24 protein-coding genes are annotated in these 25,367 nt (G+C 65.4%); 9 read left to right on the forward strand and 15 right to left on the reverse strand.

Features of this window, described 5'->3' with window-relative positions; all coding sequences use genetic code 11:
- Positions 1–2: 2 nt before the first annotated feature.
- The 3 genes from DK847_RS04070 to gcvA are packed head-to-tail and all read right to left on the reverse strand — an operon-like array spanning position 3 to position 3,400.
- Complete coding sequence (locus DK847_RS04070; protein ID WP_111196372.1) at positions 3–908, reverse strand: carbohydrate kinase family protein; 906 nt, start codon at positions 906–908, stop codon at positions 3–5.
- Positions 908–2,470 carry a trimethylamine methyltransferase family protein gene (locus DK847_RS04075; protein WP_111196373.1) on the reverse strand — a complete coding sequence of 521 codons (1,563 nt, stop codon included), beginning with the start codon at positions 2,468–2,470 and terminating at the stop codon, positions 908–910. The genes DK847_RS04070 and DK847_RS04075 overlap by 1 nt, the downstream gene beginning before the upstream one ends.
- Positions 2,471–2,473: 3 nt before the next feature.
- Positions 2,474–3,400 carry a transcriptional regulator GcvA gene (gene gcvA, locus DK847_RS04080; RefSeq protein WP_111196374.1) on the reverse strand — a complete coding sequence of 309 codons (927 nt, stop codon included), beginning with the start codon at positions 3,398–3,400 and terminating at the stop codon, positions 2,474–2,476.
- A 182-nt stretch (positions 3,401–3,582) separates the two neighbouring features.
- On the opposite strand from gcvA, the gene DK847_RS04085 reads away from it, so the two are divergent.
- From DK847_RS04085 to DK847_RS04100, 4 genes are all read left to right on the forward strand, one after another.
- Positions 3,583–5,160, forward strand: coding sequence for a trimethylamine methyltransferase family protein (locus DK847_RS04085; protein ID WP_111196375.1), 1,578 nt, complete (start codon positions 3,583–3,585; stop codon positions 5,158–5,160).
- Between the two features lie 225 nt (positions 5,161–5,385).
- A complete protein-coding gene (locus DK847_RS04090) occupies positions 5,386–6,045 on the forward strand; it encodes a hypothetical protein (RefSeq protein WP_111196376.1) in 660 nt (219 codons plus the stop codon).
- Between the two features lie 3 nt (positions 6,046–6,048).
- Positions 6,049–6,954, forward strand: coding sequence for a homocysteine S-methyltransferase family protein (locus DK847_RS04095; protein WP_111196377.1), 906 nt, complete (start codon positions 6,049–6,051; stop codon positions 6,952–6,954).
- Positions 6,951–7,334: a GFA family protein gene (locus DK847_RS04100; RefSeq protein WP_111196378.1), complete on the forward strand. Its 384-nt coding sequence runs from the start codon at positions 6,951–6,953 to the stop codon at positions 7,332–7,334. The genes DK847_RS04095 and DK847_RS04100 overlap by 4 nt, the downstream gene beginning before the upstream one ends.
- Before the next feature lie 193 nt (positions 7,335–7,527).
- On the opposite strand, the gene DK847_RS04105 is transcribed toward DK847_RS04100, so the two are convergent.
- Together DK847_RS04105 and DK847_RS04110 are read right to left on the reverse strand one after the other, a co-directional pair.
- A complete protein-coding gene (locus DK847_RS04105; protein ID WP_111196379.1) occupies positions 7,528–8,163 on the reverse strand; it encodes a DUF1638 domain-containing protein in 636 nt (211 codons plus the stop codon).
- Between the two features lie 21 nt (positions 8,164–8,184).
- A complete protein-coding gene (locus tag DK847_RS04110; RefSeq protein ID WP_111196380.1) occupies positions 8,185–8,886 on the reverse strand; it encodes a corrinoid protein in 702 nt (233 codons plus the stop codon).
- A 160-nt stretch (positions 8,887–9,046) separates the two neighbouring features.
- Between DK847_RS04110 and DK847_RS04115 the strand changes: the two genes are divergently transcribed.
- Complete coding sequence (locus tag DK847_RS04115) at positions 9,047–10,291, forward strand: cysteine desulfurase-like protein (RefSeq protein WP_111196381.1); 1,245 nt, start codon at positions 9,047–9,049, stop codon at positions 10,289–10,291.
- Positions 10,292–10,294: 3 nt separating this feature from the next.
- The gene (locus tag DK847_RS04120) at positions 10,295–11,224 is read left to right on the forward strand and encodes a Gfo/Idh/MocA family protein (protein ID WP_111196382.1); all 930 of its coding nucleotides are present in this window, start codon (positions 10,295–10,297) and stop codon (positions 11,222–11,224) included.
- Here the strand turns inward: DK847_RS04120 and DK847_RS04125 are convergent.
- The 8 genes from DK847_RS04125 to DK847_RS04155 all read right to left on the reverse strand — a co-directional run bounded on the left by DK847_RS04125 (position 11,184) and on the right by DK847_RS04155 (position 19,983).
- Complete coding sequence (locus tag DK847_RS04125) at positions 11,184–12,674, reverse strand: bifunctional aminoglycoside phosphotransferase/ATP-binding protein (protein ID WP_111196383.1); 1,491 nt, start codon at positions 12,672–12,674, stop codon at positions 11,184–11,186. The two genes, DK847_RS04120 and DK847_RS04125, sit on opposite strands and share 41 nt — an antisense overlap.
- Positions 12,675–12,718: 44 nt before the next feature.
- Positions 12,719–13,198 carry an AAA family ATPase gene (locus DK847_RS21080; protein ID WP_204508259.1) on the reverse strand — a complete coding sequence of 160 codons (480 nt, stop codon included), beginning with the start codon at positions 13,196–13,198 and terminating at the stop codon, positions 12,719–12,721.
- Between the two features lie 63 nt (positions 13,199–13,261).
- Positions 13,262–13,462 carry an AAA family ATPase gene (locus DK847_RS20830; protein ID WP_204508236.1) on the reverse strand — a complete coding sequence of 67 codons (201 nt, stop codon included), beginning with the start codon at positions 13,460–13,462 and terminating at the stop codon, positions 13,262–13,264.
- Positions 13,463–13,506: 44 nt separating this feature from the next.
- Entirely contained in the window at positions 13,507–14,523 is a 1,017-nt protein-coding gene (gene bmt / locus DK847_RS04135) for a betaine--homocysteine S-methyltransferase (RefSeq protein WP_111196384.1), read from the reverse strand.
- A 42-nt stretch (positions 14,524–14,565) separates the two neighbouring features.
- Positions 14,566–15,387, reverse strand: coding sequence for an MBL fold metallo-hydrolase (locus DK847_RS04140; protein ID WP_111196385.1), 822 nt, complete (start codon positions 15,385–15,387; stop codon positions 14,566–14,568).
- Positions 15,387–16,316 (reverse strand): dimethyl sulfoxide reductase anchor subunit family protein, encoded by a 930-nt coding sequence (locus tag DK847_RS04145; RefSeq protein ID WP_111196386.1) that lies wholly within the window; start codon positions 16,314–16,316, stop codon positions 15,387–15,389. The genes DK847_RS04140 and DK847_RS04145 overlap by 1 nt, the downstream gene beginning before the upstream one ends.
- A gap of 65 nt (positions 16,317–16,381) precedes the next feature.
- The gene (locus DK847_RS04150) at positions 16,382–17,179 is read right to left on the reverse strand and encodes a 4Fe-4S dicluster domain-containing protein (protein ID WP_111196387.1); all 798 of its coding nucleotides are present in this window, start codon (positions 17,177–17,179) and stop codon (positions 16,382–16,384) included.
- A complete protein-coding gene (locus DK847_RS04155) occupies positions 17,176–19,983 on the reverse strand; it encodes a molybdopterin oxidoreductase family protein (protein WP_111196388.1) in 2,808 nt (935 codons plus the stop codon). The genes DK847_RS04150 and DK847_RS04155 overlap by 4 nt, the downstream gene beginning before the upstream one ends.
- A gap of 91 nt (positions 19,984–20,074) precedes the next feature.
- Here DK847_RS04155 and pdxR point away from each other — a divergent pair, with 91 nt between their 5' ends.
- Together pdxR and DK847_RS04165 are read left to right on the forward strand one after the other, a co-directional pair.
- Positions 20,075–21,538 (forward strand): MocR-like pyridoxine biosynthesis transcription factor PdxR, encoded by a 1,464-nt coding sequence (gene pdxR / locus DK847_RS04160; RefSeq protein ID WP_111196389.1) that lies wholly within the window; start codon positions 20,075–20,077, stop codon positions 21,536–21,538.
- 3 nt (positions 21,539–21,541) lie between these two features.
- A complete protein-coding gene (locus DK847_RS04165; RefSeq protein WP_111196390.1) occupies positions 21,542–22,477 on the forward strand; it encodes a DMT family transporter in 936 nt (311 codons plus the stop codon).
- Here the strand turns inward: DK847_RS04165 and DK847_RS04170 are convergent.
- Positions 22,474–23,226 carry a glycosyltransferase family 32 protein gene (locus DK847_RS04170; protein WP_111196391.1) on the reverse strand — a complete coding sequence of 251 codons (753 nt, stop codon included), beginning with the start codon at positions 23,224–23,226 and terminating at the stop codon, positions 22,474–22,476. The genes DK847_RS04165 and DK847_RS04170 overlap by 4 nt on opposite strands.
- A 6-nt stretch (positions 23,227–23,232) precedes the next feature.
- Positions 23,233–23,700, reverse strand: coding sequence for an Lrp/AsnC family transcriptional regulator (locus DK847_RS04175; RefSeq protein ID WP_111196392.1), 468 nt, complete (start codon positions 23,698–23,700; stop codon positions 23,233–23,235).
- 122 nt (positions 23,701–23,822) lie between these two features.
- On the opposite strand from DK847_RS04175, the gene ald reads away from it, so the two are divergent.
- Positions 23,823–24,938, forward strand: coding sequence for an alanine dehydrogenase (gene ald / locus DK847_RS04180; protein WP_111196393.1), 1,116 nt, complete (start codon positions 23,823–23,825; stop codon positions 24,936–24,938).
- Positions 24,939–25,367: the final 429 nt, after the last annotated feature.

Below are 25,367 nucleotides of genomic sequence, written 5' to 3' on the forward strand. Positions count from 1 at the left end.
AGCTAAAGCCCAGCGAGCCGGAAGAGACTATCACGGCTGAGGCCGGATGCCACGGACTGCGCGGACGACAGCTTGATCGCCGCCGCACATTGCCCGAGCCGCGCCGCCTCGGCGAGCGGTCTTCCATCGAGAAGCCCGCAGACGAGCCCTGCAACCGCCGCATCACCCGCGCCCGTGACGTCGGCAATGGCGGCGACGGCCACGGGACCGACCTTCACGGCCGCCACGCCATCCGATGCGATGGCTCCTTCGCCGCCACGATGCAGGACCACGTTGGCGAAGCCAAGATCATGAAGCCGCCCCAGGGCGCCCTCCCCGTCACCCGCCAGCGCCGACAGCTGCTGCGCATTGGGTGTGATGGCGAAGACGGGCACTGGCCGCCTGAAGGACAGGAGCTTCCGCGCCTTGGGCACCGAGACGGGTTCGATCAGCAATCTCACTCCGCTGCGGGCCGAGAATTCGCACAACCAGGTCAGGCAGGATTGCGAGAGGTTGCAGTCGGCAACCAGCATGTCGGCGCTCCCCAGCTGATCGGCGCAACCTTCGAGATGCTGCGTTGTCAGCGTCTCGATGGCCCGCATGTCATTGATGGCGCTGACCAGCTCTCCCGTATCGTCGAGAACGGCCAGGTATGAACCCGTCGGCGCATCCGACGTCAGCGCAAGCCCGAGATCGACACCAGCGGCGGCGCAGGCCTGCCGCAGCATCTGCCCGTTGGCATCATCGCCGATGGCGGTGACCAAGGACACCGAAAGCCCCACACGCGCCAGGTTCTCCGCGATGTTGCGCCCCACGCCACCGGCGGAGACCGTCACGTCACCGGGGTTGGACGTGCCCGCAACATAGGCTCCGCGGGCCCGGCCCTTGATGTCGACGTTCGCACCGCCGATGACGACGACGCGCTGCATCAGAAGTCGGTGGGCGCACCACCCTCGGCCTTGCGCTTCTCGACGAAGGCGTTGAGTTCATCGCGGATCGCGGGCTCGATGAAGGGTTGCTGGTAGTCCGCCAGCGCCTGCTTCCACACGGCATTGGCCTTCTGCCAGGCCTCCGGCTTGCCGGCGGCGAGCCACTGCTGGTTGTTGCGCCAGTCGGAGATGATCGGCGAATAGAAGGCATTGGTGTAACGGGCGAGCGTGTGCTGCGCGCCGAAGAAGTGCCCGCCGGGGCCGACCTCGCGGATCGCCTCGACGCCGAGCGCGTCTTCCGTCGTTTCGAGAGGCTGCATGAACTCGCTCACCATCTGGATCAGGTCGCAGTCGAGCACGAATTTCTCGAAGCTGGCGACGAGGCCGCCTTCCAGCCAGCCCGCGCCATGCATGATCAGGTTGCCACCGCCCATGGTGAGGCCCCAGAGCGAGAACACGCTCTCATAGGCCGCCTGCGCATCGACCGTGTTGGCGGCACAGGTGTTGGAGGTGCGGAACGGGATCTTGTAGCGCCGCGCCAGCTGGCCGCCGACGATGGTCGCCTTCATGTATTCCGGCGTGCCGAAGGCGGGTGCGCCCGACTTCATGTCGACGTTCGAGGTGAAGCCGCCATAGATGACAGGTGCACCCTTGCGGACGAGCTGGGTAAAGGCGATGCCGGCCAGCGCCTCGGCATTCTGCTCCACCAGCGCGCCCGCCACTGTCACCGGCGCCATGGCGCCCGCCAGCGTGAAGGGTGTCACACAAACGATCTGGTTGCGCGACGACATCTCGAGGATGCCCTGCAGCATCGGCGTGTCGAGCTTCAGCGGCGAATTGGTGTTGATGATGGTGAAGAGCGAGGGTTCCTGCTCCAGCTGGTCGTGGGAGATGCCGCGGCCGATGCGGGCGATCTCGATCCCGTCCCGGATACGCTCGCGGCCAAGCGAATAGGCATGGAACGGCTTGTCGGTCAGCAGCACCATGTCGCGCAGGGCTTCGAGATGGCGCACCGAGGCATGGATGTCGATCGGCTCCACCGGATAGCCCGAGAGGAAGTTGATGCAGTTGAAGTACTGCCCCAGCTTCACGAAGTTGCGGTAGTCCTGGTAGTTGCCGGTGCGGCGGCCGCCATCCATGTCGGAGGCGTTGGGCGGGCTTGCCACCGTGCCGAACGATATGTAGTTGCCGCCGATGCGCTGGCTGTTCTCGGGGTTCCGCGCATGGAAGGTGAATTCCGAAGGCACCGTGGCGATCAGCTCCTCGATCATGGCGGGATCGAAGCGCACGCGCTCGCCTTCGACCCTGGCACCGGCCTTCTTCAGCATGTCGCGGGCTTCCGGCAGGGTGAAGTCCATGCCGATCTCGGAGAGCACCTTCAGCGACGCCTGGTGGATCGCCTCGAGTTCATCCGCCGAGACGATCTCCATCGCCGGGAACTGGCGCTTCAGCTTGCGGCGCGGCAGCTGCTGCACCGGGTGGCGCCCGTCGCCACCGGTGTTGCGGCGGCCTCCACCTTCGCGGCGGCTGCGGCGGGTGGTGTCGGAATCGGTATTCGTCACGGCTTACTTTCCTTTTTCGCGATAGGCGTCGAGGGCGGGGTCGGCGGCGATCTGCTTCACCAGCCAGTCCTCGAACCGCTTGATCTTGGGTTTCATGCGGTGCTCGGCATTGCAGGCGAAGAGCCAGTTGTGCCGGTGCTGAACCTTGAGGTCGAAGGGCTGCACCAGGCGGCCCGCCCTGATTTCCTCCGTGGCGAAGGGCCCGATGGTCATGGCCACCCCGCGCCCCTCGATCGCCGCCTCCTGCGCAAGTATGTAGCTGTCGAAGGCGAGGCGGTCGGAAAGCCTGATGCCCTCGACACCCGCCTCCTCGAGCCACAGGTGCCAGTCTTCCTCCGCCGTATAGACATAGAGCAGCTTGTGCTTCTTCAGGTCCTCCGGCGTCTTCAGCGCATTGGGACCCCTCAGCAGCTCCGGCGCACAGATGGGCGTCAGCAGCGAGCGGAACAGCGTTCGGTAATAATGGTCGGGCGAGCGGTTGCGGGCGAGGATGAGGCCGACATCGACATTCTTCTCGTCGAAGTCCCAGTCGAAATAGGAGGTGGAGAGCCGCACCTTCATGTCGGGGAAGCGCTTCTCGAAATCGTGCAGCCGCGAGATCAGCCATTTGAGCGCGACGGTCGCGTAGACCTGCACGGTCAGCTCATTGTCGGCCGTCGAAGGCTTCAGGGCGCGGGTCTGGGCTTCGACCATGTCGAAGGCCTCGCGCACCGGCGGGAAATAGGTGTGGCCGGCCTGGGTGAGCTCGGCACGCCGCGCATCGCGCCGGAACAGCTGAACGCCGAGGCGCTGCTCCAGCGACTTCACCTGGTGGCTGACGGCCGAGCGGGTGATGCCCAGCTCGCTCGCCGCAAGCCTGAAACTGCCCAGCCGGGCGGCCGCCTCGAAGGCGGTCAGGGCGCGTAAGGGGGGCAGGTCGCGTCTGGCCAAGTTTCCTCACCACTGATTAGATGACCTCTTGTAACACTCCTGAAATCAGGACGTTAAGGGGCAGGTGATGGAAAACCGCCCTGCCGGGGGTGAAAAAAACTATCCACCACCGGAAAAAGATAGGCCATTGAATCGCCACGCCGAACCAGACGATATAGGGCCATATCCAGGAGGCTCAATCCATGAGTGCTGTCGAAGACCTGTCCCGCCGCCGTGGCGGCCGTGAAGCCCGCCGTGCGCTGCGTTCGCGCCCCATCCCCATGGCCGAGGCCGCCGTCCGCCCCGGCATGCTGGGCGGCCAGTACAAGCCGCTGACCGACGCCGACATGCAGCGCATCCACAAGACGGCGCTGAAGCTCTTGGAAACCGTGGGCCTCGCCCAGGCAATTCCCTCCTGTGTGGAAGCCATGACGGCGCGCGGCTGCTGGATGAATGCGCAAGGCCGCCTCTGCATCCCGGCGAGCCTCGTCGAGGACACGCTCGCCTCCTGCGCCCGCAACTTCGTGCTGCATGCGCGCGACCCGAAGCATGACATGGAGCCCTCGGGCAACCGCGTCTATTTCGGCACCGCCGGCGCCGCCGTGCACATCGTCGAGCCCGAGACCAAGACCTATCGCGAATCGCTGCTGGTCGACCTCTATGATGCCGGCCGCATCGTCGACAATTGCGAGCACATCCACTTCTACCAGCGCCCGGTGACGGCGCGCGACATGATCACCGGCCACGACCTCGACATCAACACGATGTATGCCTGCCTCGCGGGCACCGAGAAGCATGTCGGCACCTCGATGGTCGATCCGGCCCATGTGGACGAATGCCTGCAGATCCTCCATGTTCTCGCAGGCGGCGAGGACAAGTGGCGCGAGCGCCCCTTCGTGTCGCAGTCCAACTGCTTCGTGGTGCCGCCGATGAAGTTCGCCGAAGATGCCTGCCGCTGCCTCGAGGCTGCGGCGCGCGGCGGCATGCCGGTGCTGCTCCTCTCTGCCGCCCAGGCGGGTGCGACGTCCCCGGCAGCCCTTGCCGGCACCGTTGTCCAGGCCGTGGCGGAGTGCCTCGCGGGCCTCGTCTACATCAATTGCGTGGTGCCGGGCGCCATTGCGATCTGGGGCCCCTGGCCCTTCGTGTCGGACCTCCGCACGGGCGCCATGTCCGGCGGTTCGGGCGAGCAGGCGCTCATCACCTCGGGCTGCGCCCAGATGGGCCATTTCTACAATCTCACCGTCGGCTCGGCGGCGGGCATGTGCGACTCGAAGCTCCCCGACATGCAGGCGGGCTACGAGAAGGGTGTGACGGCCGGCATCTCGGCCATGACCGGCATCAACATGCTCTACGAGTCTGCCGGCATGCACGCCTCGCTCCTGGGCTTCTGCCTCGAGAGCCTGCTGATCGACAATGACATGCTGGGTTCCATCAACCGCAATGTCCGCGGCATCGAGGTGAACGAGGACACGCTCTCCCTCGAGGTCATCGCCAATGTCTGCATCGAGGGCCCCGGCCACTATCTCGGCAACGAGCAGACGCTGGCGCTGATGCAGAAGGACTATGTCTATCCGCAGATCTCCAACCGCATGAGCCCCAAGGAATGGAACGAGGCCGGCAAGCCCGACATCGTCGAGCGTGCGGCGGCGCGCAAGCGCGAGATCCTGTCGACCTATTACCCCGAATACATCCCGCGCCACATCGACGAGATGATCCGCGCCAAGCACGACATCAAGCTGCCGCGCAGCGTGATGGAACCTGGCGACCCGCGCTGGGCGTGACCGTCCTTCAACTCCGAACACTCACCGCGCCCGGGCTCGACCCGGGCGTCTTTTTTGGCGCCCACATACGCCACCCCAAGCGCCGTCATCCCGGCGAAGGCCGGGATCCCGCTTTCTTCACCTCACCTGCCGACACAAAGCGGGGCCCCGGCTTTCGCCGGGGTGACGTGTTTGATTTGGAAGCACGAGGTGAGCTTCTGAAAGCCCTATGCTAAACTCGACAGCATGGAACACCCCATCCTCACCGCCATCCGCCGCGCGGGCTTCACGCCACTGGGCTGGTTCGAGCCGCAGCCTGATGACAAGATCCCGCACGGCGCCCGCTTCGTCATCCTCATCGGCAATGCCGGCCCCGACATGTTCCGCCGCTTCGCCCACGAGCGCGACCCGCAGCGCGACGCAATGGATGACTGGACGCGCGACGTCGTCGGCAGCCTCGCACGTGATCTTGACGCCACCGCCCTCTACCCCTTCGACATGAACCCGCCCTGGCCCTTCCTCAGCTGGGCGCGGCGCGGGGGTGCGGGCCATGTCTCGCCGCTTGGCCTCAACATCCACCCGACTTACGGGTTGTGGCACGCCTATCGCGCCGCACTCCTGTTCCCCGTGGCCTTCGACCTGGCGCCCCAGCGGCCGGGGCCCCACCCTTGCGAAGCTTGCGCGGCGAAGCCCTGCCTCTCCGCCTGCCCCGTCGCCGCCTTCGACGGCACGCGCTACGACGTGCCCGCCTGCTTCGCCCACATCGCAACCAAAGCCGGAGCGGCGTGCATGACGCGCGGATGTCTTGCGCGCCATGCCTGCCCCGTGGGACAAGGCTTTGCCTATGCCCCGGCACAGGCGCAATTCCACATGCGGGCCTTCCTCAAGGCCCGCCAAGAGGCCTGAACCATGTATGACCTGATCCGCGCCAAGCTTGCCAAGGGCGACACCGTCATCCTCGACGGCGGCACCGGCACCGACATCCAGCGCCGCGGCGTGCCGATGAGCTCCAACACCTGGTGCGCGGAAGCCAACATGTCCCACCCGGAGGTGGTGCGCGAGGTCCATGCCGACTACATCAAGGCCGGGGCGGACATCATCATCGCCAACACCTTCGCCACCTCGGCGCTGCTGTTCAACGCGCTGGGCCGCGACGATGAGCTTCTCGCCATCGACCGCGCCGCCGTCGCCATCGCGAAGGATGCCGCGAAGGGCCATCCGGTCGCCGTCGCCGGCTCCATGTCCACCATGCGCCCCGTTGTGGCGGGCAGCGACCGCACCTCGAAGCAGCAGGACTGGCCTGAGGACAAGGCCCGCGCCCTGTTCAAGCGCAAGGCGGACAATCTCGCCGCCGCCGGCGTCGACCTCATCATGATGGAGATGATGCGCGACACGGATTACTCCGTCTGGGCGACCGAGGCCGCACAGGCCACGGGTTTGCCTGTCTGGATCGGCATCTCGGTCGAGCGCCATGACGGCAAGCTCACCGGCTTCGGCCGCGAGGACCAGGATTTCGACGAAGTGGCCCGCGTGCTCTCCGCCCTCAAGCCCGATGCCATCTCCATCATGCACTCGTCCCCCAATGACACGGACGAGGCGATCGACGTGCTGCGCAAATACTGGAAGGGCCCCATCGGCGCCTACCCCGAGAGCGGCTATTTCAAGATGCCGGACTGGACCTTCGTCGACATCATCCCGCCGGACGAACTGGTCGAGCGCTCCAAGGTCTGGAAGATGAAGGGTGTGAGCGCCTTCGGCGGCTGCTGTGGCTTAGGACCCGATCACATCATCGCACTTCACAAGGCCTTCTCATGAAATCCGGATCCTGCCTCTGCGGCGCCGTCAGCTTCGAAGTCCATGGGGCGCTGCGCCCCATTCTCGCCTGCCACTGCGTCCAGTGCAGGAAGCAGACGGGCAACTACATGTCCGCGACCGCCTGCGGCGACGACGAGCTGAAATTCACCAGGCAGGACGGCCTCAAATGGTTCCGCTCCAGCGATATCGCCCAGCGCGGCTTCTGCAAGGACTGCGGTTCGGTGCTGTTCTGGAAGCGCGACGGCAGCGACAACATGTCGATCTGCGCCGGCGCCATCGACGGGGAGACCGGCACCTATCTCGAGGGCCACATCTATTGCGAAAGTGCGGGCGACTACTACGCCATCACCGGCGGCGCCTATCGCAAGGACGAGTGGTAATCACGGGTTACCCCTCCCCCTGAAGCTCGCCGTCCGCGGGTTTGTTCCTCCTCCACATCATCATCCGCGGGCTTGTCCCGCGGATCCTTCTTGGCCTCAGGAATAGGTTGTCCGGGACAAGCCCGGGCATGATGAACCGGGAGAAGCAGGGCCACGCCGACAACTTACGTCAAGCTGTCACTCCGCCCCGGCCTCATGCCCGCGCCTTCAGGTCGCGCTCCAGCTCGCCATAGCCCGTGTAGCGATACTCGTAATCCAGCCCCAGCTTCTTCGCCGCCGCCATGGCCTTCTTGGCCAGTTCCTCGTTTCGCGTCTGCGCCAGGAACACGATCTTGGTGTAGTTGCCGAAATACATCGGCAGCAGTTCCGGGTGCCGGTCCATGCCGAGGCCCTCCCAGATCAGCTTGTCGAAATGCCGTGCCAGGTAGTCAGTAAGAAAGAAGGCGGTAACGTCCTCGTCCGCCGTCCTGGCGAACGTCTCCTGACCGGAGAAGAAGGCATAGCAATGCGGGCCTTCGAGGCGCTCGATCCCCTCCTCCGCCAGCAGCTTGTCGATGTCGCCGCCGGTGCCGCAGTCGCCATAGAGCACGAAGATCGACTGGTAGCGGGGCTTGGCGTCCCGGATCTTCTCGCGCAGCGCCGGCACGATCTTGTCGGGCGTATTGTGCCACTTGGCGGGCAGGCACTGCAGGTCGAAACCCGTCCAGCGGTTGCGCTCGATCAGGTCCACGATCTCGCGCCCCAAAGCACCGCAGGCCAGGAGAAGAACCTTCCCCTGGCCTGGCTTGAACTCGAATTCGTCAGACGGCTTGAGATTGACAAGGGTCATGCCGACCCTCCGAAACGGGAATCAGTTGGCAGCCATCTGGTTGTGCTTGCGGGACATGAAGCCCTTGGCGGTCTCCACCGCCACCGCCGCGTCGCGGCAATAGGCGTCGGCGCCGATGGCCTTGGCGAAGTCCTCGTTGAGGGGCGCGCCGCCGACGAGCACCACGTAGTCGTCGCGCATGCCCTTTTCCTTCATGGTGTCGATCACGACCTTCATGTAGGGCATCGTCGTGGTGAGCAGCGCCGACATGCCGAGGATGTCCGGCTTGTGGGTTTCCATGGCTTCCAGGTACTTCTCGACCGGGTTGTTGATGCCAAGGTCGATCACCTCGAAACCGGCACCTTCCATCATCATGCCGACGAGGTTCTTGCCGATGTCGTGGATGTCGCCCTTCACCGTGCCGATCACCATCTTGCCCTGGCGCGGAGCACCCGTGGCGATGAGCAGCGGACGGAGAATGGTCATGCCGGCCTTCATCGAGTTGGCCGCGAGCAGCACTTCCGGAACGAACAGGATGCCATCGCGGAAGTCGACGCCGACGATGCGCATGCCTTCAACGAGGGCCTCGGTCAGCACCTTGTAGGGGGCCCAGCCGCGGCCGAGCAGGATGTGAACCGCCGCCTCGACCTCTTCCTTCAGGCCGTCATAGAGGTCGTCATGGACCTGCTGTACCAGTTCCTCGTCATTGAGGGAGTTCAGGTCAAGTTCACCGTCATCGCTCATCGGGTCACTCCGGAGGGAAATTCTTGAAGGATCACAATAGCCCCGGGCGCGTTGGGGCTTTCGCCAGCGGGCGACCTCCCCATGCCGGAAAGCGACGGTTGAGGCAAGGGGAAAGCCCGGTTAAGACGTCCTTCCCCTTGTTCGAACCCGGATTTTTCCCATGAGTGCCGCCCTCGACATCGCCGCCATCCGCGCCCAGTTCCCTGCCCTCGGCCTCAAGGACCAAGGCCGTGACCGCATCTACTTCGACAACCCCGCCGGCACCCAGGTGCCGCAGCGGGTGATCGACCGGACGGTGGACTGCCTCGCCAACCGCAATGCCAATCTCGGCGGGTATTTCACGACGACGGTGGAGGCCGGCGAACTGGTCGATCTTGCTCACCAGGCCTGTGCGGATTTCTACAATGCGCGGAGCATGAACGAGATCGTGTTCGGCCAGAACATGACCAGCCTCACGCTGCACATGTCGCGCTGCCTCGGCAAGCAGTTGAAGCGCGGCGACGAGATCGTGCTCTCGCGCATGGACCATGATGCCAATGTCGCCCCCTGGCTGCTTCTGGCGGATGACCTGGGGCTGGTGGTGCGCTGGATCGACTTCGACACCGAGACCTACGAGTTCCCCAAGGATGCCCTCACCAGGGTGCTGAGCGACAAGACGAAGCTCCTCGCCATGGGCATGGCGTCGAACTGCACCGGCACGGTGAACGACACCAGGCGCTTCGCAGCGGAGGCAAGGAAGGCCGGTGCCATCGTCTATCTCGATGCCGTGCAGTTCGCGCCGCATTACGCCATCGACGTGCAGGACCTCGGCGCCGATTTCGTCGTCTCCTCCGCCTACAAGTGGTTCGGCCCGCACCAGGGGATTCTCTGGGGACGGGAAGATCTGCTGAAGCAGACCTTCGGCTACAAGGTGCGCCCCGCCGGCGAAGACCTGCCGCACAAGTTCGAGACCGGAACGCTGAGCCATGAAGGCATGGCCGGCACGCTGGGCGCCATCGAGTATCTCGAGCAGTTCGGCACGGGCGAGACGCGGGCCAAGCGCATCGCCTCCGCCTGGAACACTCTTGCCGACTACGAGCACAAGATCACACGAAAGCTCATTGAGGGACTGAAGACGTTCAAGGGCCTCACCATCCGTGGCATCACCTCCGCCAATGCCATGCATCGCCGCGTGCCCACCGTGTCCTTCACGCTCGACGGCCACCACCCGGAAGCCATGGCCAAGGCCTTCGCGAAGGACAATATCTTCGTCTGGTCCGGCCACAACTACGCGATCGAGCCCGTGGGCCGCATGGGCCTCATGGACAAGGGCGGCGTGCTGCGCGTCGGGCTTGCGCATTACAACACCGAAGCAGAGGTCGATGCCCTCCTCTCCTCCCTCACCCGCCAGATCAGGAGCGCTTGAACCATGGCCTTCAAACTCGCCATCATCGGACTGGGCAAGATCGCGCAGGACCAGCATCTGCCCGTCGTCGCCAAGAACAGGGATTTCGAACTCGCCGCCGTCGTCTCCTCGCGCGGCGGCCATGGCGATGTTCCCTCCTTCAAGACCGCAGGAGAGCTGTTCCGCAGCGGAATCAAGCTCGATGCCGTGGCGCTCTGCATGCCGCCCGAACCGCGCTTCGCCATCGCGCGCGATGCGCTGGATGCCGGCCTCCACGTGCTGATGGAAAAGCCGCCAACGCCCACCGTGGGCGAGCTCGACGCCATCACCGCGCATGCAGAGGCCAGGAAGCGCATCCTCTTCACCACCTGGCACTCGCAGTACAACAAGGCCGTGGACGAGGCGCAACGCCTGCTGAAGGACAAGCGCGTGACGCGGCTTCACGTCAGCTGGAAGGAAGACGTGCGCCACTGGCACCCCGGCCAGGACTGGATCTGGGAACCCGGCGGCTTCGGCGTCTTCGATCCCGGCATCAACGCCTTCTCCATCGTCACCAAGATCCTGCCGCAGCCGGTCTTCGTGAAGTCCGCGATGCTGGAGACGCCGCGCAACAAGGCAACGCCGATTGCCGCGCAGATCACCTTCAAGCCGTCATGGGATGGCGCGGCCGAACTCACTGCCGATCTCGACTGGCGCCAGACCGGCGAGCAGAGCTGGAACATCGACGTCGAGACGGCGGACGGGCTGCAGCTGGCGCTGCGCCGCGGCGGCACCGAGCTCTACATCGGCGGCAAGCTGACCGTGCAGGCCCCGCCGGAGGAATACGAGGACATCTACGTCCACTTCGCTGAGCTTCTGCGCGAGGGTCGCAGCCATGTCGACGGCGCGCCGCTGCAGCTCGTCTCCGACTGCTTCATGCTGGGCCGTCGAACCGATACGGAACCCTTCCTCTGAGGCGCTGGAGGGTCTCGGCAGGCGTTCCGCCGGCATCGACCTTCGGCCAGTCCAACTGGCCGAGGTCATAGCTGAGCTGGGCCTCGACCACGGACGGCGTGGCGTCAGACGCATCAGCGCTGCGGGCAGCAACACGCCTGGCGAGCGTCTCAGGCGGCGCATCAAGCCACACGCCCGCGAAATGCGCGCGGCTGCGGCGAGCCGCCTGCTCCGCGGCCGCGCGTTCCTCAGGCCGCGCGAAGACGGCATCGAGCACCACCGAGTGCCCTGCCGCCAGTGCCTTCTCCGCCCGCGCGAGGCAGGCGGCATAGGTCTCGAAGGAGGCCTGCCGCGAATAGCTCTCCGCCGGTAGCCGCTCGCTCTCGGCCACACCCGCAAGCACCTTGCGCTCGACGTCGCTCCGCACATGGATGGCCCCCGGCGCCGCACCGAGAAGCGGTGCGAGTGCCGCTCCGGCCGTCGACTTGCCCGTTCCCGACAATCCACCGATGCACAGCAGCTTCGGCGGCGAGACCTTGAGGTAGCCGACCGAGTCCCGGAACCAGTCCAACGCCTGGCTGCGCTCCTTCATCGAATTCTTGAGCGCCAGCTCATGTGCCAGATCCGCCGTCACCAGCGCCCGCACGCCAGCACGAGTCGAGAGGAACAGCGGCAGCAGCGAAAGCCCGGAGAGATCCTCCTCCTTCCGGCGCAGATGGAGATAGCGGTTGAGCACCATGTTCGCCGCCTCCCTCTCTCCGCTGCTCCACAGGTCCATCAGCAGGAAGGCGAGGTCATAGAGCACATCGATGGTGGCGATCCTCTCGCTGAACTCGATCGCATCGAACAGCCGCGGCTGGCCCTTCTCGAGGAAGATGTTGCCGCAATGAACATCGCCGTGGCACCGCCGCACCAGCCCGCGCTCGCTGCGGTCCGACAGCAGCTGCCTGTCGCAGCGCAGCGCCGCTTCGTAGAGAGCATGGAACTCCAGCGTATCGGCCGGCGGGAAGATGTCGGGCGAAGCGATGAAGGCCTGGGACAGCTGTGCGCCCAGCCCCGTCATGATGTCAGAACCCCTGATGTCGCGCCGCGGCGCCTGCGCATGGGAGGCCGCTACCATCGCCGCGAGCTTGCCTGCAAGGGCCCCATCCACTCCACCATGCGCCGCCGCCCAGGCCAGGAGCGCCGTCGGCGGGAAGCGCCGCATCACCAGTACCGGTTCGCCCAGAACCTCCTCAACGCCCAGGTAGAGATCGGGCGTGAAGAGCAGGTTGATCTCCAGCTCGGCGGCCAGCACCGACCGCCGCTTCTCCACGCTGGAGAAATCGAGATAAGGCAGCAGCACGTCCTTCTTGATCTTGAACGCGCGGTCACCGGCGAGAAACACATGCGCCGCATGGGTCTCCACATGCTCCACCGGCTGGCCGGGAAAGCCCCAGGTCTCGCCCTTGAGGAAGGCAGAAGCAAACATGGGCCGAAACTATTGGGCCGCGGCCACCCGCGCCTTGACCCGCGTCAATCCTCGGGCTCGAGAAGTTGCCGCATCACCTCTTCGTGGCGGTTCAGGAAGTTGCGGGTGATGGCGAAATGCTCGGTCTCCCCGTAGGCGACGCGCTCCAGCCCCCTGGCGCCCAGCTGATAGATCCAGGCATCCGGGTAGGCCATCAGGATCGGCGAATGGGTGGCGATGACGAACTGGCTCTCCGCCGCGATGAGCTCATGCATCCGCACCAGCATGGACATCTGCCGCGTGGGCGAGAGTGCGGCTTCTGGTTCGTCGAAGATGTAAAGGCCTTTGCCGCGCAGGCGATTCTCAAGCAGGGCGAGGAATGACTCGCCGTGCGATTGCTCGTGTAGCGATAGGCCGCCATAGGGACCAAGGCCGCCGTCAAGCTGCTCGACATAAGTTGCAACGTTGAAATAGCTCTCCGCCCGCAGGAAGAACCCATCCCGTGCGCGGCGCGTGCTTCTGATCAGCCTCAGGCTCTGATGCAGCCGCGAATGCGAGTCGAACGTGCCAAACCGAAAGTTCCTGGACCCACCTTCCGCATTGAACCCTCATCCCACGGCGAGCGCCTCGATCAGGGTCGACTTGCCGGAGCCATTCTCGCCGACGATGAAGGTCACCTTGGGGTGGAAATCGATCTTGCTCAGGTTTGCGATGGCGGGGAGCCCATAGGGATAGGCATCGCGGTCGGCAACGCGGTCCCACAGCAGCTCGGCAGACAGCAGATAATGCCGCGCCTCGAATGCCTTCATCGCGGAGAGAGTGCCGCGCACTCCCTCCGCATGCAAGGTGATTTTCAGTGGCCGCGGCGGCGCTCGCGGCGGGCGGCTCCGGCGGCGGCCGCGTCATGGCCCTTGGCGAGTTCGGAGACCGGGCCGAGCTTCGCCTCGATCAGTTCCAGCGACGGGCGATCACCCTTGCTGTAGCTTTCGAGCGACTTCCGCATCGAGGCGAGATGCTCGGGGCTCGTGCCGCAGCAGCCGCCGATGATCTTCGCCCCGGCATCGAGCGCGATGCGGGCATAATCCGCCATCAGTTCCGGTGTGCCGGTGTAGTGGATGTGGCCGTCGACATATTGCGGGATGCCGCAATTGCCCTTGGCGACCACCGCCGCATCGGGCCGCGCCTCGGAGATTCCGAGCACGGTGGCGACGAGTTCGGAAGCTCCCACGCCGCAATTGGCGCCGATGGCGACGGGCTGCGTCGGCAGCGCCGCGGTAATGGCGCCGAAGGCCTTTGGCGTGATGCCCATCATGGTGCGGCCGTTGGTGTCGAAGCTCATGGTGGTGACGATGGGCAGGCCCGCCTGCGAGGCGCCCTCGACGGCGGCCCGGAGTTCCTCCTCCGACGACATGGTCTCGATCCACAGCACGTCCACGCCGCCCTCCTTCAGGGCGAGGGCCTGCTCGGCGAAGGCCTTGACCGCCTCATCATGCGACATGGCACCGACCGGCTCCATGATCTCGCCCGTCGGGCCGATGGAACCTCCGACATAGACCGGCCGGCCGGCGGCATCAGCCTCGGCGCGGGCGTTCCTGGCGGCCGCAATGTTGATCTCCCGCACCTGGTCTTGCGCATTGTGAAGCTTCAGGCGGTGGCGGTTGCCGCCGAAGGAGTTGGTGAGCACGATGTCGGCGCCTGCCTCGATGAACTGGCGGTGCAGCGTCCGCACCCGCTCCGGATGCTCGAAATTCCACATTTCCGGGGCATCGCCCGAGACGAGGCCCATCTGGAAGTAATTGGTTCCGGTGGCTCCATCGGCCAGCAGCCAGGGACGCGTGGCGAGTGCTTCGGTGAAGGACGGGCGGATCATGATGGCCTCCGGGACAGACGATATAAAGACTTCTTTATATCGTTATCCGCCAGCTTGCCAAGACTTAAACGCGTCTTCCGACAGGAGAAGGCTCATCCGGTCATTCACCGGCCATTGGGCGGGGCGCCCGCCGGAAGCCTTCAGGCGGCGCAGGCTGTCGCCCAGGTCCGCCACGTCCTGCCGGGAGAGCCGTGGGGCCCGATGCAGGCGCCGGGCGTCCGGCTTGCCATGGGCCGAGAGGATGACCGTGTTGTCAGGGAGTTGCGGCAGCAGCGCCTCGGCCGTGTCGAGATAGGATTTCAGGTCCGAATTGGCGATCTGGGCATAGAGCTTGCCCGGGTAGACGAAGTCGGCCGCGAAGAGCAGCCCGTTGGCGCGGTCATGCAGCGACACGGAGTCGGGCGAGTGGCCCGGCGTGTGCAGGACTTCCAGCTTGCGGCCGCCGAGGTCGATCTCCGATCCGATGGCGAGCCATTGCGCCGGCTTCACCGGGGTCCAGGTCATGCCCTCCCAGTAACCGACATAGAGATCGTCCGTCGGCATCAGCCAGCCGTCCCGCATGCAGGCGCGCAGCACGGGAAGGTCAGGGAGCGCGATGTTGCCGAAGCCCGCGAGCCCGCCGGTATGATCGAAGTGCATGTGCGACGGCAGCGCCGTCACCGGCAGCGTGGTGAGCTTGCGCACCACCTTGGAGATGTCGCGCACGCCGGGGCCCGTATCGAACATCAGCGCGCGGCGCGCGCCGAGGATCAGGTAGTTCCAGTTGATCTGGTGAAAGCGCGGCTCGCCGATGGCGATGACGCCGGGCGCCACCTCCTCGATGGCGAACCAGTCATCGAGCCATGTGACGCCCTCGCACAGCATCAGGCGGCCTTGGCGCCGTAGAACAGAGTCACCACGTGCTGGGCCTCCGCGAAGAACAGCCAGCGCTGCACGACGGAGGCGAACAGCGCCAGCGCCATGGACAAGAGAGCCGCATGGGGCACCGCCAGCGCAGCCAGCATCAGCAGGATCGCAAGGACGAGCGCTGCGATCACCAGCCGGCGCAGCTTGGCGGCGTGCTTGCGGGCCACCGCATAGCCCATCTCCTTCTGCACGTAGTTGGGCGCCGAATGCGGCAGTTCCCATTGCCCCACCTGGCCCAGGCGGCCGAGGCCCGTGGCGTCGCCCATGGTGAGATCGCGCGGGGCCGCATCGATGCTCCGCCAGTAGCCGAGCTTCACGATCAGCGCGACCAGGAGCCAGGCGGAGGAGAACCAGACGAGGAAGGCCGGGAAATTGCCAAACACGGAGGTGACGGCGGCGAGGATCGTCGCACCGGTCGCCAGCGCGAAGGTGAGATAGACCCAGATGGTCCAGGGATTGTGCCAGGCGCGGATGGTCTTCAGCGTCGCATAGATCTTGCCCGTCGACATCACGGTGAGGAGCGCCAGCACGCCGGTGACCACGGCCAGTGGCTTGATGAGGTCAGGAGCCGGATAGAGACCGGACCACACCACGCCGAACAGCAGGGCGGGCACATAGGTCACCACGGCCAGCACGCCCTCGCGCGACAGCCAGGACGAGCGCCACTGCGACAGGGCGCGCCAGGCGCGCTCCGGATGGCCGAGATGGAAGGTCGAGGACAGCAGCCCGATGGTGATGAGGCCCAGCGCGATAACCATCGAGGTGAGGCCGAAGACCAGCGACGAGGCCTCGCCATGGCTGATGCCGACAAGGCAGAGCAGCGCCAGCAACCCATAACCGGCGCCGGAGGCCGTCGTGAACAGGATGACGGAATAGGCGGGATGCATAAGTTATTTCCTATCCATCACAAGAGTATCCGTCATCCCGGCATGAGGGTGCAGGGTGCTCATCATCAGCCCTCCAACCTTCCGGAATGATCGATCTCGTTAGCGCGCGCCACGGCCTTCTTCGGCGACAGCACCTTGTCGGCCCATTGGAACAAGCGATCGAATGCAGAGCCGTCGGGCTTGGGCAGGGCTTCGGCCCGCGAGGTTGTGGCATCGCGCCTTGCACGCGGGGGCAGATACTTGTTGACGGGCTTGTAGCCCATCTCCGGCAAGAGGTCATAGCCGCCGCGCTCGGCCACCAGCTGCGAGACCTTCGAGTCCGGATCACCCAGATCGCCGAAATGGCGCGCACTCGTCGGGCAGGCCTTCACGCAGGCGGGGAGGCGATCTTCCTCTTCGAGGTTGTCGTTGTAGATGCGGTCGACGCAGAGCGTGCACTTCTTCATGACACCATGCGACTGGTCATATTCGCGCGCACCATAGGGGCAGGCCCAGGAGCAGAGCTTGCAGCCGATGCAGGTCTCCGGGTTCACCAGCACGATGCCATCCTCGGCGCGCTTGTAGCTCGCACCCGTCGGGCAGACGGTGACGCAGGCCGGCTCCTCGCAGTGCAGGCACGAGCGCGGGAAGTGGACGATGCGCGACTGCTCCTGCCCCTGCTCCTTCACCTCGTAGCCATGCACGCGGTTGAGCCACACGCCCGAAGGATCGGACCCATAGGCATTGAAGTCGGTGAGCGGGGCTGAATAGCCTTGCGTGTTCCACTCCTTGCAGGAGGTGGCGCAGGCCTGGCAGCCGACACAGGTATCGAGGTCGATGACGAGGCCGAGCTTTTTGGCGGAGGGCGGCGGAAGGGAGGTCATTCGGCCCTCGCGAGCGGGTTGATGGTGGCGAACTGCGGCTCGCTCACCTGCTCCTGGTCGGCGGCCCGCGCGACGCGGACGCGCAGGTCATACCAGGCGGCCTGCCCCGTCACCGGATCACTGTTCGAATAGCGGTAGCCGCCCTCGCGCTCGGGCAGCAGCTCGGAAATCAGGTGATTCAGCAGGAAGCCCTTCTTCGATTCATCCGAGCCGGGATCGAGACCCCATGTGCCCGACCGCTTGCCGATGGCGTTCCATGTCCAGACGGTTTCGGGGTTCACCCCGTCCATCAGCTTGGCCTGCGCCTTGATCTCTCCGTGATGCGAGGTGACCGTGACCCAGTCGCCATCCGCCACCTTGAGCTTCGCCGCCATCTCGCGCGCCATGTAGAGCCAGTTGCGCGACAGGATCTGGCGGAGCCAGGCATTCTGCGAGCCCCAGGCGTGATACATCGCCATGGGCCGCTGCGTCACCGCATGCATCGGGAACTCCTCTTCCGACACCATCTCGCCCTCGAAGGGCGGATACCAGAAGGGGATCGGGTCGAAGTGGCTGGCGATGCGCTGGCGGTGCTGTTCGGGTGCGACCACCTTGCCGTGGCCCTGTGCGGAAAGGCGGAATTTCTGCAGGGGCTCACAATAGAGCTGATGGATGACGGGCTCCGGCTTGCCGATGAAGCCGAAGAAGGTCGCCCAGTCGAGATAGGCCCAGTTCACATGGCGATAATACTTCATGTGCTCGGGAAGTTCGTAGAACCAGTGGCAGCCATTGTCGATGTAGTGCTTCAGCTGCTCGGGGTTCGGCGTGCCACGCCCTTGCGCGCGGCCATTGGGCCCCCGGAATCCGGCGAGCGGCCCGATGCCCGGCGCGCGCTCGTGGTTCACGATGTAATCGGGATAGCCGCCGGGATAGCGCGGTGAACCATCGGTGCGCGTCATGCCCGGAAGGCCGAGCCTCGTGCCGAGGTCGAGCAGCACGGTCTGGAAAGGCCGCACGTCACGCTCGGGCTCGACCACCGGCTGGCGGATCGAGTCGGCAGGGCCATCGGCCTCCGAGATCGGGCGGTCCAGGAGCGAGATGCAGTCCCAGCGCTCGAGATAGGTGGTGTCCGGCAGGATCAGGTCGGCATAATGCACCATCTCGGAGGCATAGGCGTCGGAATAGATGATCTTGGGGATGGTATAGCTGCCATCCGGTTCCTTCTGGGTGAGGTAGCGGATGGTGTCCGGCACGTTCATCGCCGAATTCCAGCTCATGTTGGCCATGTACATGAACAACACGTCGATGCCGTAGGGATCCTTCTTCGCGGCATTGGTGATGACCATGTGCATCATGCCGTGGGCCGCGAGCGGCGCATCCCAGCTGAAGGCCTTGTCGAGGCGCTGCGGTGTGCCCTGCCCATCGACCAGCAGGTCTTCGGGCGCCGTGACGAAGCCGAGCGGCGGGCCGGGCAGCGGCGTGTTGGGCTTCACCTGGCCGGGCTTTCCCGCGGGCTTCACGCCGGGCGGTGCGGGCTTGGGGAACGGCGCCTTGTAGCGGAAGCCGCCGGGGACATCGATTGTGCCAAGCAGGATCTGCAACAGGTGGATGGTGCGGCAGGTCTGGAAGCCATTGGCATGGGCCGAGATGCCGCGCATCGCATGCATGGAGACCGGGCGGCCCACCATCTTCTCGTGATAGCGGCCGAGATGATCCGTCCACGGAACATCGAGCGCGATCTCCTCCTCGAAGGCGGTGCGCGCCAGTTCGGCGGCGATGCGCTTGATGGTCTCGACGGGAACGCCGCAGCGCCCGGAGACCTTCTCCGGCGCCCACTCGGCATCGAGGAAGCGCTCGGCGATCAGCGTGAAAGCGGTGACGACGCGGCGGCCATCCGGCAGCTTGAAGCGGCCCATCAGCTTCGGCGCGGCGTCGGGCGAAAGTGCGGGCATGGGCGAGTTGGAGTGGCTGTCCCACACCAGCGCCGAGCCCTGCGGTGTCCTGGCGAAGAGCCCGTCATCGGCATGGCCCGGGTTTTCGATGATCAGCCATGGCGAATTGGTGTAGCGCAGCACATAGTCGCCATCGATCTTCTGGGCGGTCAGCAGCTCATGGATCAGCGCGCCGACGAACAAGCCATCGGTGCCGGGGCGGATGCCGATCCATTCGTCTGCGATCGCCGAATAGCCGGTGCGGATCGGGTTGATCGACACGATCTTGGCGCCACGCGCCTTGAGCTGGCCCAGGCCCTTCTTGATCGGGTTGGAGCCATGGTCCTCGGCAACGCCGAAGAGCAGGAAATACTTGGTGTGCTTCCAGTCCGGCTCGCCGAACTCCCAGAAGGCGCCGCCGAAGGTGTAGAGACCGGCCGCCGCCATGTTGACGGAGCAGAAGCCGCCATGGGCGGCATAGTTGGGCGTGCCGAACTGGGTGGCCCACCAGCCGGTGAGGCCCTGGCTCTGGTCCCGGCCGGTGAAGAAGGCGAGCTTCTTGGGGTCCTCGGCGCGGACCTTTGCCAGCCACTCGGTGGCCAGCCCCAATGCCTCGTCCCACTCGATCTCCTTGAACTCGCCCGCCCCGCGCTCGCCCACGCGCAGCAGCGGCTTCGAGAGCCGCGCGGGGGAGTAATGCTGCATGATGCCTGCGGCACCCTTGCCGCAAATCACGCCCTTGTTGACGGGATGATCAGGGTTGCCGTCGATATAGGTGACGCGCCCGTCCTTCAGGTGCACGCGTATGCCGCAGCGGCAGGCGCACATGTAGCAGGTGGTGGTCTTCACCTCGTCCCAGGTCTTGGGCGACGTGTTCACGGCGGGCTGGGTCATGCGAGTCCGGTCTAGGGGTCCAATCTTTTCTACTCTACCGGTTGTCTTGGCCCTATGATAGGTCCAGACGGACTGTTCACAGGGACCAAACTTGCGCGACTGGCTCGTCCATATCCGGCGGAACGAACACGCCAGCCTCCAGACCCAGATCCGCGAGGCGCTGGTCTCGGCGATCCTCGACGGCCAGCTGGCCCGGGAAGAGCCGATCCCCTCCACCCGCAAGATGGCGAAGAGCCTCGGCGTTTCAAGGAATACCGTGGTGCTGGCCTATCAGGGCCTGCTGGACGACGGCTATCTGGTCGCCAAGGAACGCTCCGGCTACTACGTCTCGGAAAAGGCCCTCGAAGGCGGCTCCGCCCCAAAGCAGCCGCTGAAGCATGCAGCCCCCGGCACAGGCATCGACTGGTCCAGGCGCCTCACCATGCAGCCGGCCGACCAGATCAACGTCTCGAAGCCCTTGGACTGGCAGTCCTACCCCTACCCCTTCATCTATGGCCAGGTCGACCATACGCTTTTCCCGCTGGCGGAATGGCGCGACTGCGCCCGCCAGGCGCTGGGCAAGAAATGGCTCGGCTCCTGGACCAACGACACCTGGGCCAATGACGACCCCCTGCTGGTCGAGCAGATCCGCCGCCGCATCCTGCCGCGCCGCGGCATCATGGCGAACGACGACGAGATCCTCGTCACCCTCGGCGCCCAGAATGCGCTTTACCTGCTCACCACGCTGCTGGTGGGACGCGACACGCGTGTCGGCATGGAAGAACCGGGCTATCCGGACGTACGCAACATCTTCAACCTGCGCACGTCCAATGTGTCGCTGCTGCCGGTGGACGAGAAGGGCCTCGTCGCGTCGGACGCCTTCGATGCCTGCGACCTCGTCTTCACCACGCCCAGCCACCAGTTCCCCACCACCGTCACCATGCCGCTCGAACGCCGCATGGAGCTCCTCAAGCGTGCCGCGAAGCATGACGTCGTGATCATCGAGGACGACTACGAGTTCGAGACCAATTATGTGAACGAGCCCTGCCCGGCCTTGAAGTCGCTCGATGACGATGGCCGTGTGATCTATGTGGGCTCGCTGTCGAAGACACTGTTCCCCGGCCTGCGGCTGGGCTTCCTCGTGGCGCCGAAGAACATCGTGGCGGAGGCGCGCGCGCTGCGGCGCCTGATGGTGCGCCACGCGCCCAACAACAACCAGCGCACGGCGGCCCTGTTCCTGTCGCTCGGCCACCACGACACGCTGATCCGCCGCCTGCACCGCGCCTATCGCACGCGCTGGGAAATCATGGGCGATGCGCTGAAGCAGCACCTTCCTGATTCGAGCCGCGTTCCCAGCTTCGGCGGCACCAGCTTCTGGGTGAAGGGCCCCGCCGGGCTGGACAGTGACGAGCTCGCCAGAACGGCAGCGACAAAGGGCGTGCTGATCGAACCAGGCCGCATCACCTTCGGCGCGGCGGATGCCCCGCGCAATTTCTATCGCCTCGCCTTCTCCTCCATCGCCGAACAGAAGATCGAGCCGGGCATCCGCATCCTGTCGGACCTCGTGCGGCGCTAGGCCATGAAGCTTGCCACCGACAACCGGGCTTTGGCCATGGCCTGCGTGCTGGCGGGCGTGGGGCTGGCCTCGGCGCAGGATGCGGTGGTCAAATACATGTCGTCGGGCTACCCGGCCTACGAGACCCTGCTGTTCCGCTGCGTGGGCTCGCTCCCCGTCATCGCCTTCGTGCTGTGGAAGCAGGGGCGCGGCTGGTCCATTGCAACGCCGCTGTGGCCGCGCGTGTGCCTGCGTGGGCTGATCCTCGCGGCGGCCTATCTCTGCTTCGTGCTCGCCATCGCCGCGATCCCGATCGCCAATGCGGTGGCGATCTATTTCACCATGCCCTTCTTCGTGGCGGGACTTGCCGGGCCGCTGCTGCATGAGCGGGTGCGTCTGCACCGCTGGCTGGCCATCATCGCGGGCTTCATCGGCGTCCTCATCATGGTGCGGCCGGGCGCAGGCGTCTTCGAGCCAGCCTCGCTGCTGGCCCTCGGCTCGGCGCTTGGTTATGCCGTGGGGCAGATGCTGGGGCGGCCGCTGTCGCAGCGCGTGGCGCCGATCGTGATCGCCACGTGGCAGAACTTCATCTATGCCGGCATGGCGCTGGCGATCGGCATTCTGTTCAACGTCTTCGACTTCGGCCCCTTCACGCATCCGAGCCTCGTGTTCCTGTCACGCCCGCCGGTGTGGCCCTCGGCCTTCGATGCGGTGCTGCTGTTCGGCCATGGCATCTTCGCGGGCACCGCAATGATCCTGTTCATCAATGCCTACCGGCTGGCGGAAACAAACTTCGTGGCGCCCTTCGAGTATTCGGCGATGATCTGGGCGGTCTTCTACGGGATCGTGCTGTTCGGGGATTTCCCCGATTTCTATACGTGGGTCGGTGCCGGCATCGTCGTGACGGCGGGCATCCTGATGATCCTGCGTGACCGGGCCTTGGACCGGTCGCTGGCCTAGAGGCCGAAGCGCTTCCAGAGACGGCCTGCGAGACTGCCGGGCGGGAAGGGCATTTCGGCGTCGACGCCGCGCCTCGTCCAGATCGTCGCGTACATGTGCATGAAGGGCGAGGGCGGCGGGTCGCGCTCCTCCAGGAAATAGCCCGGCACGTTCCACCACGCCACGGGATCGACCGCCTCGGGCGGCAGGATGTCGATCTCGAGGTCGGAGTGGCGCAGCATGAGGCCCGAGAGCATGTGCGGGCCGACATTCTCCCAGTTGCGGTCTTCCGGGTTCAGCGCCGCGACGCGGTCGAGTGCCAGGTGCCAGAGGTCACCCTCGCGCGGTGCCGGACTGGCCATGAAGCAATTGGTGACCTGGGTCAGGCTCTCGCCCGTGGCCGTGGGCTCCGTGTGACGGAAGGGCCGACGCTTCTCGGAGGCGATCAGCGGGCGTGCCTCGATCCTGGGATCGTCGGTGAGCGCCACCACGTCGAGATCGGCCCAGATGCCGCCCTGCTCGGCCAGCACGCGATAGCGGAAGAGGCTGGTGAGATAGGCCATGTTGTGGCTGTCGGCCTCGGGCATCGGCAGCAGCGTCGAGGCATCCTGCACATCGGCGAATTCGGCACGCAGGTGATCGGGATCATAGCTCCACAGCCTCACGCGATAGCCCTGCGCCACGAAACTCGCGAGGCTCAAACGCGCCAGGCGGGAGAGTTCGCCGGAGACCCAGAGCATGTGGACGGGAAGCTGCTTCAGACTCATCATCGTTCCTCAGATCGGATACCCCGCCCAGCCCTTCACCGTGCGGAGCGCCAGCGAGGACTGGATGCGCTGCACGCCGGGAAGGCGGGAGATTCGCGAGCGGTGGATGCGCTCATAATCCGTCGCGTCGGTGGCGGCAACGCGCAGCAGATAGTCGAACTGGCCGCTCATCAGGTGACACTCGAGAATCTCCGGCACGCGCTGCACCGCCTTCTCGAACTTTTCGAAGGCCTCCTCCGTCTGGGCCGAGAGCGAGACTTCGACGAAGAACTCGTTGGCCAGCCCCAGCGCCGCGCGGTCGAGGTTGGCGGTATAGCCGACGATGACGCCCGCCTCTTCCAGCAGCTTCACCCGGCGGTGGCAGGACGAGGGAGAGAGGCCGGCCTTCTGCGCCAGGTCGGCGATCGGGCGCTGGGCGTTCTTCTGCAGTTCGGACAGGATGATCTTGTCCGTCTTGTCGAGTTCCTGGGATTTCATTCGAACTTCCTAGCATATCCTCGAACCAGATTTCAATGCTGCACTGCTCCGGCGGCCTCTTCGGAAAATCATTTCAAGCCGGATTTGCTACCTTCCGCCCACCATTGAGGGAGGAATTTTCAATGCTCATCGGCGTTCCGAAAGAGATCAAGAATCACGAATACCGCGTGGGCATGACGCCCACCTCGGTGAAGGAAGCCGTGCGCCACGGCCACGAGGTGTGGGTGCAGGCCAATGCCGGCTCGGGCATCGGCGCGTCGGATGCGGACTACACCGCCGCCGGCGCCAAGATCATCGCCACCGCGGCGGAGATCTTCGCCAAGGCCGACATGATCGTGAAGGTGAAGGAGCCGCAGGCCGTCGAGCGCAAGATGCTGCGCCCCGGCCAGATCCTCTACACCTACCTCCACCTCGCTCCCGATCCGGAGCAGACCAAGGACCTGGTCGCCTCGGGTGCCGTCTGCATCGCCTACGAGACCGTCACCTCGCCGCGCGGCGGGTTGCCGCTGCTGGCCCCGATGAGCCAGGTCGCCGGCCGCATGTCGGTGCAGTCGGGTGCCCACTGCCTCGAGAAGGCACAGGGCGGCCGCGGCGTACTGATCGGCGGCGTGCCGGGCGTGGCGCCCGGCAAGGTCGTGATCCTCGGCGGTGGCGTCGTCGGCACCAATGCCGCCGTCGTGGCGCTCGGCATGGGCGCTGACGTAACGATCCTCGAAAAGAACGTCGACCGCATGGAAGAGCTCGTCGCGCGCTTCGGCACGGCGGTGAAGACCATCTACTCGACGCAGGGTGCCGTCGAAGACGAATGCGCCGCGGCCGACATGGTGATCGGCGGCGTGCTGATCCCCGGCGCTGCCGCCCCGAAGCTCGTCACCAAGGCGATGCTGAAGGACTGGAAGCCGGGCTCGGTGCTGGTCGACGTCGCCATCGACCAGGGCGGCTGTGCCGAAACATCCAAGGCCACGACGCATGCCGAGCCGACCTATGTGGTCGACAACGTCATCCACTACTGCGTGGCCAACATGCCGGGCGGCGTCGCCCGCACCTCCACCTTCGCGCTCAACAACGTGACGCTGCCCTTCGCGCTGGCCATCGCCAACAAGGGCTGGAAGAAGGCGCTGCTCGACGACGCCCACCTGCGCAACGGCCTCAACGTCGCCGACGGCAAGGTGACCTACAAGGCGGTCGCCGACGACCTCGGCTACGCCTATGTCCCGGCGGAGAAGGTGCTGGCCTGATCTGACCTGCAGGCTTGAAGATTGAAACGCCCGGTGAAAGCCGGGCGTTTTGTTTTGGGCACTTCCCCTTCCCCGCTGCCGTCACCCCGGCGAAGGCCGGGGCCCAGCTTTGGGTCCGCGGATACGCTCCTCAGGGGCCAGAAATGGCCACTCAGGGCGATTTCTTCTGCTCAGGCTAGTGGGGTAGCTTTCAGAACTTCTGCCAAAACAATCGTTACAAACTTGATCTCAGCCAGAGCTGGGCCCCAGCTTTCGCTGGGGTGACGGCAGGGGGATGAGAGCGGAGCGCGGTGTCGAAAGGATGCGCGGGACAAGCCCGCGCATGATGAGCTTGGGAGTGGGGTGACGCAAAAAGGAGGAAGTGTTGGCAACGGCCCCCAAAACGCAAAAAAGCCAGCCCGGAGGCTGGCTTCATGCATCAGACGTGGC

The sequence above is a fragment of the Aestuariivirga litoralis genome, assembly GCF_003234965.1.
In the GTDB taxonomy this organism is placed as follows: Bacteria; Pseudomonadota; Alphaproteobacteria; order Rhizobiales; family Aestuariivirgaceae; genus Aestuariivirga; species Aestuariivirga litoralis.